This window comes from Pseudoxanthomonas sp. UC19_8, from assembly GCF_042700505.1.
In the GTDB taxonomy this organism is placed as follows: domain Bacteria; phylum Pseudomonadota; class Gammaproteobacteria; order Xanthomonadales; family Xanthomonadaceae; genus Pseudoxanthomonas_A; species Pseudoxanthomonas_A winnipegensis.
The window spans coordinates 1,984,929-1,996,887 of the sequence record NZ_CP170559.1; the positions used below are offsets into that span (position 1 = coordinate 1,984,929).

8 protein-coding genes, 1 tRNA gene and 1 pseudogene are annotated in these 11,959 nt (G+C 66.9%); all 10 read right to left on the reverse strand.

What is annotated here, in order from left to right; genetic code table 11:
• Positions 1-58: 58 nt before the first annotated feature.
• Positions 59-2,767 (reverse strand): translation initiation factor IF-2, encoded by a 2,709-nt coding sequence (gene infB / locus ACFJIT_RS08640; protein ID WP_165394487.1) that lies wholly within the window; start codon positions 2,765-2,767, stop codon positions 59-61.
• Between the two features lie 95 nt (positions 2,768-2,862).
• Positions 2,863-4,373, reverse strand: a pseudogene (gene nusA, locus ACFJIT_RS08645) (transcription termination factor NusA).
• A 49-nt stretch (positions 4,374-4,422) separates the two neighbouring features.
• Positions 4,423-4,986 carry a ribosome maturation factor RimP gene (rimP, locus tag ACFJIT_RS08650; protein WP_379655591.1) on the reverse strand — a complete coding sequence of 188 codons (564 nt, stop codon included), beginning with the start codon at positions 4,984-4,986 and terminating at the stop codon, positions 4,423-4,425.
• 149 nt (positions 4,987-5,135) lie between these two features.
• Positions 5,136-5,212 (reverse strand) — tRNA-Met (locus ACFJIT_RS08655).
• Positions 5,213-5,272: 60 nt separating this feature from the next.
• Entirely contained in the window at positions 5,273-6,742 is a 1,470-nt protein-coding gene (nuoN, locus tag ACFJIT_RS08660) for an NADH-quinone oxidoreductase subunit NuoN (protein ID WP_379655592.1), read from the reverse strand.
• 12 nt (positions 6,743-6,754) lie between these two features.
• Complete coding sequence (locus ACFJIT_RS08665; protein ID WP_130521775.1) at positions 6,755-8,275, reverse strand: NADH-quinone oxidoreductase subunit M; 1,521 nt, start codon at positions 8,273-8,275, stop codon at positions 6,755-6,757.
• A 19-nt stretch (positions 8,276-8,294) separates the two neighbouring features.
• The gene (gene nuoL / locus ACFJIT_RS08670; RefSeq protein ID WP_379655593.1) at positions 8,295-10,490 is read right to left on the reverse strand and encodes an NADH-quinone oxidoreductase subunit L; all 2,196 of its coding nucleotides are present in this window, start codon (positions 10,488-10,490) and stop codon (positions 8,295-8,297) included.
• Positions 10,491-10,497: 7 nt separating this feature from the next.
• The gene (gene nuoK, locus ACFJIT_RS08675; RefSeq protein WP_130521777.1) at positions 10,498-10,803 is read right to left on the reverse strand and encodes an NADH-quinone oxidoreductase subunit NuoK; all 306 of its coding nucleotides are present in this window, start codon (positions 10,801-10,803) and stop codon (positions 10,498-10,500) included.
• Positions 10,800-11,459: an NADH-quinone oxidoreductase subunit J gene (locus ACFJIT_RS08680; protein WP_130529645.1), complete on the reverse strand. Its 660-nt coding sequence runs from the start codon at positions 11,457-11,459 to the stop codon at positions 10,800-10,802. The genes nuoK and ACFJIT_RS08680 overlap by 4 nt, the downstream gene beginning before the upstream one ends.
• Positions 11,460-11,466: 7 nt before the next feature.
• The gene (gene nuoI, locus ACFJIT_RS08685) at positions 11,467-11,955 is read right to left on the reverse strand and encodes an NADH-quinone oxidoreductase subunit NuoI (RefSeq protein ID WP_130521779.1); all 489 of its coding nucleotides are present in this window, start codon (positions 11,953-11,955) and stop codon (positions 11,467-11,469) included.
• Between the last annotated feature and the right edge of the window lie 4 nt (positions 11,956-11,959).

Genomic DNA, 11,959 nt, shown 5'->3' on the forward strand with positions numbered 1-11,959 from the left:
CGGCGCCTGCGCCGGCGGCGATTCCTGGAAGGAACCGCCGCGGCGCAGACGGGCGCGATCACAGCGTGCGCTGCACCTCGATGCGCTCGAAGCACTCGATCTGGTCGCCGGCCTTGACGTCGTTGTAGGCCTTCACGCCGATGCCGCACTCGGTGCCGTTGCGCACTTCGTCCACGTTCTCCTTGAAGCGGCGCAGCGATTCCAGCTCGCCCTCGAAGATGACCGTGTTGTCGCGCAGCACGCGGATCGGCTTAGAGCGCTTGACCACGCCCTCGATGACCATACAGCCGGCCACCGCGCCGAACTTGGAGCTGCGGAACACGTCGCGCACTTGGGCGATACCGATGATCTCCTCGCGGATCTCCACGCCCAGCAGACCGGACGCCACCTGCTTCACCTGGTCGATCACGTCGTAGATGATCGAGAAGTAGCGCATGTCCACGCCATTGGCTTCGACGATGCGGCGGGCCGAGGCGTCGGCACGCACGTTGAAGCCGATGATCGTGGCCTTGGAGGCGACCGCCGAGTTGGCGTCCGACTCGGTGATGCCGCCCACGCCGGAGCTGATGATGTTGATGCGGATGTCTTCGTTGGACAGCGCCACCAGCGAATGGCGCAGCGCTTCCACCGAGCCCTGCACGTCGGCCTTGACGATCAGGTTGAGGCTCAGCTGGCCCTCGCCCTTGCCCAGCTGGGCCATGATGTCTTCCATGCGGCTGCCGGCCGAGGCCACCAGGCGCGACTCGCGGCGCTTGGCATCGCGCTGCTGGGCCACGTCCTTGGCCAGGCGCTCGTCGTCGACGACCACGAAGTCGTCGCCCGCATCGGGCACGCCGGACAGGCCCAGGACCTGCACCGGGATCGACGGGCCGGCCGAGGCCGGCTGGCCGCCGGTCTCGTCGAACAGCGCGCGCACGCGGCCGTACTGGATGCCGCAGACCAGGTAGTCGCCCTTCTTGAGCAGGCCCTGCTGGACCAGCACGGTGGCGACCGGGCCGCGGCCCTTGTCCAGCGAGGACTCGATGACCGTACCGGTGGCGCGGCCCTCGGGCACGGCGCGCAGTTCCAGCACCTCGGCCTGCAGGCTGATCGCGTCCAGCAGCGCATCCACGCCCTGGCCGGTCTTGGCCGACAGCTCGATGAACTGGGTGTCGCCGCCGAACTCCTCGGCGACCACGTCGTGGGCCAGCAGCTCGTTCTTCACGCGCAGCGGGTCGGCGTCGGACTTGTCCATCTTGTTGATCGCCACGATCAGCGGCACGCCGGCCGCCTTGGCCTGCTGCACCGATTCGATCGTCTGCGGCATCACGCCATCGTCGGCGGCCACGACCAGGACCACGATGTCGGTCAGCTTGGCGCCGCGCGCACGCATGGCGGTGAACGCCGCATGGCCCGGGGTATCCAGGAAGCTGATGACGCCGTTGGCGGTCTCGACGTGGTAGGCGCCGATGTGCTGGGTGATGCCGCCGGCCTCGCCGGTGGCGACCTTGGTGCGGCGGATGTAGTCCAGCAGCGAGGTCTTGCCGTGGTCGACGTGGCCCATGATGGTGACCACCGGCGGACGCGGGGCCTGATCGCCCTGCACTTCCTCGGTGTGGGCCAGCAGCGCGTCCTCGGCCGAATCGGTATTGGCCTTGACCACCTTGTGGCCCAGTTCCTCGGTGACCAGCGCGGCGGTGTCGTGGTCGATGGTCTGGGTGATGGTGGCCATCACGCCCATCTTGAACAGCGCCTTGACCACATCGCCGCCCTTGAGCGCGAGCTTCTGCGCCAGGTCGCCGACGCTGATCGCATCGCCGATGGCCACTTCGCGCACGACCGGCGCGGTCGGGCGCTCGAACTGGTGGCTGCCCGAACCGCCGCGGCTCTGCTCGAGCTGGCGACGCGCCTTGGGCTTGCCGCGCGCGGCGCCACGACGGGCGCGGTCGGCGGCCGACAGGTGCAGCTGTCCGGCGAAGCGCTGGGTGCTGTCGTCGTCCTCGACGCCGGCGACCATCGCGTGCGAGCCGCGGGTCTTGTGCTTGGCCGCGGCAGCGCCGGCGCCACGCTCGGGTTCCTTGCGCGCCGGGGCCGGCGTGCTGCGCGGGGCGGCGGGCTTGGCCGGGACGCGGATCGAGGACATGCCGGCGATCGGGCCGTTGCGCTCGTCGATGGGCGTGCGCGCCGGCGGGGCCGACGGCGCCGCCGGCTCCTCGGCGACCGCCTCCTCGTCCTCGGACTGCGCCTCGGCGCGGGCCTCGGCCTCGGCGGCGGCGCGCGCGGCGAGCTCTTCCTGGCGCTTGCGCTCGATTTCCTCGGCGCGCGCGCGGTCGACCTCGGCCAGGCGCTGCTGTTCGGCCAGGTTGCGCTGGCGCGATTCTTCCAGCTTGCGCAGGATCTCGGCGCGCTCGTCGCCGCCGTTGGCGGCCGCGGCGCTGCCGGCGCGGCGCGCCTCGCTGGCCTGGGCCTCGGTCGGCTTGACGTAGGTGCGCTTCTGGCGCACCTCCACGGCCACGGTGGAGTTGCTGCGGCCGGACTTGACCGTCACTTCCTGCACCTTGCGGCGTGCCAGGGTGATCTTCCGCGAGGCCGCGGCCTCCTCGGTCTCACCGTCGGCCTTGCCGTGGGTGCGACGCAGGAAGCCGAGCAGCTTCATCTTTTCGGTGCTGGACACTTCCTGGTCGGGGCCACTGAACTTCATGCCGGCCTCGGCCAGCTGTTCGATCAGTTTGTCGACCGGCGTGTTGACCAGTTCGGCGAGCTTGCGGATGGTGGTTTGCTGCGACATTCGGATCCTATGATCTGGTTGGCGCCCCCTCGCCCAGAGCAAGGGAAACGCGAATTCTAAACCCTGAAGGATTCAGGGCGATGTTCATGGCCGGCTCATTCGCCACGCTCCAGGCGGGCGATCTCCTCGGCGCGGGCGGCCAGGATCAGCGCGGCGGCGTGGGCCTCGTCTAGCCCATCGATGCCGAACTCCATCACCTCGTCGGCCGCCAGGTCCGACAGGTCCTCGCTGGTCTGCACTCCGTGCGAGGCCAGGGCGTAGGCGGTGGCCTCGTCCATGCCGTCCAGGGCCAGCAGGTCGGCGGACGGGCCGCCGCCCTCGGCGCTCTCCTCGGCGGCCAGCGCCTCGTTGAGCAGCGCGTCGCGGGCGCGGGCGCGCAGTTCCTCGACGATGTCCTCGTCGAAGCCCTCCACCGCCAGCAGCTCGCCGACCGGGACGTAGGCGATTTCCTCGACCGTGCTGAACCCTTCGGCGACAGGATCTGCGCGATCTCCTCGTCCACTTCCAGCTTGTCCATGAACAGCTGGCGGGCCACGCCCTGCTCGGCCTCGGACTTGGCCGCGACCTGGTCCTGGGTCATCACGTTGAGCTGCCAACCGGTCAGGCGGCTTGCCAGGCGCACGTTCTGCCCGCCCTTGCCGATGGCCTGGGCCAGGCGGTCCTCGGCCACGGCCAGATCCATCGAGTGGCGGTCCTCGTCGACGATGATCGACTGCACCTCGGCCGGCGCCATCGCATTGATGACGAAGTTGGCCGGGTTGTCGTTCCACAGCACGATGTCCACGCGCTCGCCGTTGAGCTCGTTGCTCACCGCCTGCACGCGCGAACCGCGCATGCCGATGCACGCGCCGATCGGATCGGTGCGGGTGTCGTGGGCGAGCACGGCGATCTTGGCGCGGTCGCCCGGATCGCGCGCGCAGGCCTTGATCTCGACCAGACCCTGGCCCACTTCCGGCACTTCCAGCTTGAACAGCTCCATCATGAATTCCGGCGCGGCGCGGCTGATGAACAGCTGCGGGCCACGCGGCTCGGAACGCACGTCGAACAGGTAGCCGCGCACACGGTCGCCGGCGCGCAGCACGTCGCGCGGGATGCCCTTGTCCTTGGCGATGAAGGCCTCGGCGTTGCCGCCCAGGTCCACGTAGATGTTGCCGCGCTCGGCGCGCTTGACGATGCCGGTGACCAGCTCGCCGACGCGATCCTTCCACGCATCGACCACCTGGGCGCGCTCGGCCTCGCGCACGCGCTGCACGATGACCTGCTTGGCGGCCTGGGCGGCGATGCGGCCGAAATCGGGGTTCTCGATCTGCTCCTCGATGTAATCGCCCACCTCGACGCCTTCGGCCTCGTCGACCGCGTCCATCAGGCGGATCTGGCGATCGGGCGACTCCATGACCACGTCGTCGGCCACCACTTCCCAGCGGCGGAAGGTCTCGTAGGTGCCGTCCTTCTGGTCGATGGACACGCGTACCAGCACGTCCTGGTCGGGATAGCGCTTCTTGGCGGCGGACGCCAACGCGGCCTCGATGGCCTCGAAGATCACCTCACGCGGCACGCCTTTTTCGTTGGCGACCGCGTCCACCACCAGCAACAATTCCTTACTCATCTATCACTCCGAGCGCGACCACGCGGGCCGTCGTTGGGTTGGGTTGGTATCAATGCACTTGCTTGGGCGCGGCAGGCTTTTTCTTGCCCTTGCCGGCACCCACGTCTTTCTTCTTCGGCTGCGGCGCCAGGCCCAGCGCGACCCAGTCGGGCATCAGCCGGGCCTTGTCCAGGTTGTCGCCGGCGATGGTCAGCTGCTGGTTGTCGAAGGCCAGCGTGATCGCCTCGCCCTCGACCGCCACGATGCGGCCCTGCAGCCGGCGGCGCCCGTCCTGCGGCAGCTTCAGCACGACCTTGGCCTCCTCGCCGATGAAGCGCGCGAACTGCGCCGCGGTGAACAGCGGACGGTCCACGCCGGGCGAGGACACTTCCAGCGTGTAATTGCCGCTGATCGGGTCTTCCACGTCCAGCTGGGCCGAGACCTCGCGGCTGACCGCCTCGCAGTCGTCGATGTTGACCACACGCGTCTCGCGCTCGGCCTCGAGCACGTCGATGTACAGGCGCAGCGTGGCGTTGCCGGTGGCCGGCAGGTATTCCACGCCCAGCAGCTCGAGGCCCAGGGCCTGAACGGTGGGCTGCAGCAGCTGTGCGATCTCGGTGGCCTTGTCGCTCACGTGGCGGAAGTCTCGTCGTAATGCGTTTTTCAGAAACGGAAAAGGGCCCAATGGGCCCTTTTCCGATGACGCTGGATGTAGAAACGGGAACAAGCGTTTCTACGAGCCCAGGCTCCTGGCGATCGAAGCGGACTTCGATGCCGGAAACTTGGTAGCGGGGGCAGGATTTGAACCTGCGACCTTCGGGTTATGAGCCCGACGAGCTGCCAGACTGCTCCACCCCGCAGCAGAAGCGGAATTATGAAGAATCAGCGGGATTTATGCAAGCCCTGAAACTTCTTTTGTATCAAACGCCGAAAGCGGCTTTGCACCAGGTCATCACCGGATTCCAGGCGATTCCCAGCACCAGCAGACCCAGTGCATTGACACCAAACACCACGGGGACAAGTTTACCTGAACGCGGCACCGGAAGGGAACCCACCGGCTCATCGAAATACATCACCTTGATCACGCGCAGGTAGTAGAACGCGCCGATCACCGCGCACACCACGCCCACCAGCGCCAGCCACATCAGGTCGCCGTTGACCGCGGCGCGCAGCACCACCAGCTTGGCCCAGAAGCCCAGGAAGGGCGGCACGCCGGCCAGCGAGGCCATCACGCACAGCACCATGCCGGCCATCCACGGACTACGCGCGCTCAGGCCCTTGAAGTCGTCGATCGTGTCGGCCTCGAAGCCGGCGCGCGAGAGCACCAGGATCGCGCCGAACGAGGCCGCCGACATCAGCGCATAGGCGATGCCGTAGAACAGCGCCGCCGCATAGCCTTCCGCGCCGCCGCCGGCCAGGCCCAGGATCAGGAAGCCCACGTGCGACACCGTCGAATACGCCAGCATGCGCTTGAGGTTGGTCTGGGCGATGGCCACCACGTTGCCGATCACCAGCGACAGCGTCGCCAGGGCGGCCATCAACAGATGCCACTGCGGCTGGGTCGGGCCCACGCCCTGCTCCAGCACGCGGTAGGCCATGGCGAAGGCCGCCAGCTTGGGACCGGAGCTGATGAACAGCGTGATCGGGGTCGGCGCGCCCTGGTAGACGTCCGGCAGCCACATGTGGAACGGCGCGGCGCCCAGCTTGAAGGCGATGCCGCAGACCATGAACACCATGCCGGTCAGCAGCATCGGGCGATCGGTGATGCCGGCGATCGCGCCGTTGATCTGGGCCAGATCCAGCGAACCGGTGGCGCCGTACACCAGCGACATGCCGTATAGCAGCAGACCCGAGGCGATCGAGCCGAGCACGATGTACTTCATCGCCGCTTCGGTGGACAGGCCGTTGTCGCGGTTCATGCCGACCATCGCGTACGAGCACAGCGACAGCAGCTCCAGACCCAGGTAGACCATGACCAGGCTGCCGGCCGAGACCAGCATCATCATGCCGGCGGTGGCGAACAGCACCAGCACCGGCAGCTCGCCCGGATAGAGATTGCGCTCGCGCAGGTAAGGCCAGCCGTAGATCAGCGACAGGCCCGAGACCAGCACGATCGCGGCCTTGGTCACATCGGCCAGGGCATCGCGCACGAACATGCCGTGGAAGACGTGGGCCGGGCCCTGCGAGAGGTCCACACCGCTGTGGCTGACCAGCAGGACGAAGGTCACCGCCAGCACCAGCAGGGTCAGGCCATGGGTGATGGCGCGGCGGCGCGCGTCCAGGAACACGTCCAGGATCAGCAGCGCGAAGGCGCCGGCGACGACGACCAGTTCCGGGATGATCGGCAACAGGTCGGTGACGGGGGCGGAAGGAAGCATTGGAGCGGCCATGGCGTGAAGTCCTTACAGCTTGCTGGTGGCGAGCTGCATCGCCAGTTGCGCGATCGAGGGTTCCAGCAGGTCGGTCAGCGGCTTGGGATAGACACCCAGCGCCAGCGTGCCGGCCGCGAATACCCCCAGCACCAGCGCCTCGCGCCAGTTGATGTCGGTCAGCTCGGCCACGTGGCTGTTGGCGACCTCGCCGTACAGCACGCGCTTGACCAGCCAGAGCGTGTAACCGGCGCCGATGATCAGGGTCAGCGCGGCGATGAAGGCGATGTAGGGGTGCTTCTGGAAGCTGGCCAGGATGACCATGAACTCGCCGACGAAGCCGCTGGTGCCCGGCAGGCCGGAGTTGGCCATGCCGAAGAACACGAAGAACACCGCGAACCACGGCATCACATTGGCCACGCCGCCGTAGTCCTTGATCATGCGCGTGTGCATGCGGTCGTAGACCACGCCCACGCAGGAGAACATCGCGCCGGAGACGAAGCCGTGCGAGATCATCTGCACCATCGCGCCCTGCAGGCCCAGGCGCGCCGCATCGACGTTGTCGTAATCGCGCAGCAGGCCCGAGGCGATGAAGGTACCCAGGGTCACGAAGCCCATGTGCGAGACCGACGAATAGGCGATCAGCTTCTTCATGTCCTCCTGGACCAGCGCCACCAGGCCGACGTAGACCACGCCGATCAGCGACAGCACGATGACCAGCGTGCCCCACTCATGCGCCGCATCGGGCGTGATGGGCAGCGAGAAGCGCAGGAAGCCGTAGCCACCTATCTTCAGCATGATCGCCGCCAGAATCACCGAGCCGGCGGTCGGCGCCTCCACGTGCGCGTCGGGCAGCCAGGTGTGGACCGGGAACATCGGCACCTTGACCGCGAAGGCGATCAGGAAGGCGAAGAACAGCCAGGTCTGCTCCTTGGCTGTCAGCGGCAGCACGTACAGGTCGGCGAACTGGAAGCTGGCATGACCCAGCTGACCGCCCTTGATGTACAGGTAGACCAGGCCGACCAGCATCAGCACCGAGCCGAGGAAGGTGTACAGGAAGAACTTGACCGAGGCGTAGATGCGGCGCGGGCCGCCCCAGACACCGATGATCAGGAACATCGGGATCAGCATCGCCTCGAAGAACACGTAGAACAGCATCGCGTCGGTGGCGCAGAACACGCCGACCATCATGCCCTCGAGCATCAGGAAGGCGGCCACGTACTGGTTGACGCGCTTGTCCACCGCCGTCCAGGCGCCGATCAGCGCCAGCACCGTGGTCAGCGTGGTCAGCACGATCAGCGAGACCGAGATGCCGTCGGCGCCCAGCGCGTACCAGATGTCGAAGGCCGGCACCCAGGCATGCTTCTCGACGAACTGCATGTCCGCACTGCCCCACTGGAAGTGGATCAGCAGCGGCAGGCTCGCCAGGAAGGTCAGCAGGGCCACGACCAGCGCCAGCCAGCGGGCGGCCTGGGCGCGGCCGGTGCCCATCGCCAGTGCCAGGGCACCGCCGAGGATCGGCAGCCAGATCAGAATGCTCAGCAAGTTCGACACGTGTTCGTATCCGTACAGATCAGCGCCAGGCCCAAGACACGACGGCCAGCAGTGCAACCAGGCCGATGATCATGGCGAACGCATAGTGGTAGAGGAAACCGGATTGGGTGCGGCGCAGCAGCTGCGAGGCCAGCTCGACCACGCGAGCGCTGCCGTTGACGAAGACGCCATCGATGATGCGGGTATCGATCCAGCGCGAGATCCTGCCCAGCTGCAGACCACCGCCGGCGAAGCCGTCGATCCACAGGATGTCGAAGCCGTACTTGGCCTCCAGGATCTTGACCAGACCGGAGAAGCGCTGGCGCAGCCTAGCCGGCCACTCCGGCGAGAGCACCAGGTACAGCACCGCCGCCAGGGCGAAGCCGGCCAGGGTCAGCCAGAACGGCGCGCCCAGGAAGCCGTGCAGCGCGAAGGCCACCGGACCATGGAACTCCTCGGCCAGCGCGCCGACGGTGTCTCGCGCGGGATCGTAGAAATCGATGATGCCGGTGAAGAACTTCACGGTCTGGCCCGGCACGCCGCCTTCGGCGTGGTGGCCGGCCCAGTCGGTGCCGAACAGCATCGGACCGATGGTGAAGAAGCCGATCAGCACCGAGGGGATGGCCAGCAGGATCAGCGGCAGGGTCACCACCCAGGGCGACTCGTGCGGGATGTGCGGACCGTGGTGGCCGTGATCGTCGTGACCGTGGACCTGGGCCTCGGCATCGGTGCGCTCGGCATCGCCGTGCGCGTCGTGATGCGCGTGGTCATGGCCATGACCGTGATCGTCGTGCGCCACATCGCGGAAGCGCTCGGCGCCGTGGAAGGTCAGGAACAGCAGACGGAAGCTGTAGAAGCTGGTGATCAGCACGCCGCCCAGCACCGCCCAGTAGCCGTAGGTGGCGATCCAGTCGTGCGAGACGTGCGCGTGGTGCGCGGCGGCCTCGATGATGGTGTCCTTGGAATAGAAGCCGGAGAAGAACGGCGTCCCGACCAGGGCCAGCGTGCCGATGATCATGGTCACGTAGGTGATCGGCATGTACTTGCGCAGGCCGCCCATCTTGCGCATGTCCTGCTCGTGGTGCATGCCGATGATCACCGAGCCGGCGCCCAGGAACAGCAGCGCCTTGAAGAAGGCGTGGGTCATCAGGTGGAACACGCCGGCGCTGTAGGCCGACACGCCCAGGGCCACGGTCATGTAGCCCAGCTGGGACAGCGTGGAATACGCGACCACGCGCTTGATGTCGTTCTGCACCATGCCGATCAGGCCGGTGAAGAAGGCCGTGGTCGCACCGATGAACAGGATGAAGTTCAGCGCGGTCTGCGAGAGCTCGAACAGCGGCGACATGCGCGCCACCATGAAGATGCCCGCGGTGACCATCGTCGCGGCGTGGATCAGCGCCGAGATCGGGGTCGGGCCTTCCATCGAATCAGGCAGCCACACGTGCAGCGGCACCTGGGCCGACTTGCCCATCGCGCCGATGAACAGCCCGATGCAGATGACCGTCATCAGCGACCAGCCGCCGATCCACTCGAACGCCTGCTGCAGGCCTTCGACCTGCGGCCAGACCTGGGCCAGCTTGGCGTTGGCGGCCAGCGGCGCGTAGGAGAACACGGTCGCGTAGTCCAGCGTGCGGAATGCCATCAGCACCGCGGCGATGCCGAGCAGGAAGCCGAAGTCGCCCACGCGGTTGACCAGGAAGGCCTTGAGGTTGGCGAACACGGCCGTGGGGCGCTTGAACCAGAAGCCGATCAGCAGATAGGAGACCAGGCCCACCGCTTCCCAGCCGAAGAACAGCTGCAGGAAGTTGTTGCTCATCACGAGCATCAACATCGAGAAGGTGAACAGCGAGATGTAGCTGAAGAAGCGCTGGTAGCCCGGATCGTCGGCCATGTAGCCGATGGTGTAGACGTGCACCAGCAGGGAGACGAAGGTCACCACCACCATCATCATCGCGGTCAGGCGGTCGACCATGAAGCCGACATGGCCCTGGAAGCTGCCGACGTCGAAGAAGGTGTACAGGTTCTCGTTGAACGGCGACGCCCCGCCCCACACCAGCTGGTACAGCGTCCAGCACGACAGCGCGCAGCTGACGGCCACGCCCAGGATGGTGACGGTATGCGCGCCGGCACGGCCGACCTGCCGCCCGAACAGGCCGGCGATGATGCTGCCCAGCAATGGCGCGAGCACCACGGCCAGCAGCACGGACTTGGAAAGGAGAAGTTGGCCCGTCATCAGTACATCAGCCCTTGAGGGAGTCGACTTCGGCCACGTTGATCGTGCGCCGGCTGCGGAACAGCGCGACCAGGATCGCCAGGCCGATCGCGGCCTCGGCCGCGGCCACGGTGAGGATGAAGAACACGAACAGCTGGCCGGCCGTGTCGCCCAGCTGGCGCGAGAAGGCCACGAAGTTGATGTTGACCGAGAGCAGCATCAGCTCGATCGACATCAGCAGCACGATCACGTTCTTGCGGTTGAGGAAGATGCCGGCCAGCGAGATGCAGAACAGCACCGCGCCGAGCGCAAGCAGGTGTCCGAGGGTGATCACGACTTGGCCTCCTGGGCACCGTCTTGGGCCGGGGTTTCGACGACCGGCGCCACCGGGCGCACGGGTTCCATGCGCACCATGCGGAAGCGGTCGCGCGCCTTGACCCGGGTCTGTTCGGACGGGTCCTGCGTCTTGACGCCCTCGCGCTTGCGCAGGGTCAGCATCACCGCGGCAATCACCGCCACGGTCAGGATCACCGCGGCGAACTCGAACGGCAGCAGGAACTCGGTGAACAGCGAGCGCGCCAGCCAGGTGATGTTGGAGGTCTCGGCGGCCGCGGCGGCGGCATTGTCCGGCAGCGCGGCGCCGGCCTTGGCCTTGACCCCGATCAGCACCAGCATCTGCACCAGCATGACCACGGCCACCAGCAGGCCCACCGGCAGGAACCTGACCCAGCCCTGGCGCAGCTGGGCCACGTCGATGTCCAGCATCATCACCACGAACAGGAACAGCACCATCACCGCGCCGACGTACACCAGGATCAGGGCCACGCCGAGGAACTCGGCGCCGACCAGCAGCCAGACGCAGGCGACGCTGAAGAAGGTCAGGATGAGGAACAGGACCGCGTGCACGGGGTTGCGCACGCTGATCACCGCGGCGCCCGAGACAGCGGCGACGGCGGCGAAGATCCAGAAGCTGATGTTGATCCAGTCCATCTCGTCCTCAGCGGAAAGCGGCGTCGGCGGCGCGGCGTTCGGCGATTTCCGACTCGAGTCGGTCGCCGATGGCCAGCAGCTGCGGCTTGGTGACGACGTTCTCGCCACGGTTCTCGAAGTGGTACTCCAGCACGTGGGTTTCCACGATGGAGTCCACCGGGCAGCTTTCCTCGCAGAAGCCGCAGTAGATGCACTTGAACAGGTCGATGTCGTAGCGCGTGGTGCGGCGGGTGCCGTCCTCGCGCTTGGTCGAATCGATGGTGATGGCCAGCGCCGGGCAGACCGCCTCGCACAGCTTGCAGGCGATGCAGCGCTCTTCGCCGTTGGGATAGCGGCGCAGCGCGTGCAGCCCGCGGAACCGCGGCGACTGCGGGAACTTCTCCATCGGGTACATCATCGTGTACTTGGGCTTGAACGTGTACTTGAACGTCAGCCACAGGCCCTGCAGCAGTTCGAGCAGCAGCAGGCTCTTGAAGTAATGGGTGATCTTGTTCATGTCG

Bases quoted from the DNA above. Each gene is read 5' to 3' on its own strand.
- infB (WP_165394487.1), bottom strand. From the start codon at position 2,767: ATGTCGCAGCAAACCACCATCCGCAAGCTCGCCGAACTGGTCAACACG.
- nuoN (WP_379655592.1), bottom strand. From the start codon at position 6,742: ATGGCCGCTCCAATGCTTCCTTCCGCCCCCGTCACCGACCTGTTGCCG.
- nuoL (WP_379655593.1), bottom strand. From the start codon at position 10,490: ATGACGGGCCAACTTCTCCTTTCCAAGTCCGTGCTGCTGGCCGTGGTG.
- ACFJIT_RS08680 (WP_130529645.1), bottom strand. From the start codon at position 11,459: ATGGACTGGATCAACATCAGCTTCTGGATCTTCGCCGCCGTCGCCGCT.
- nuoI (WP_130521779.1), bottom strand. From the start codon at position 11,955: ATGAACAAGATCACCCATTACTTCAAGAGCCTGCTGCTGCTCGAACTG.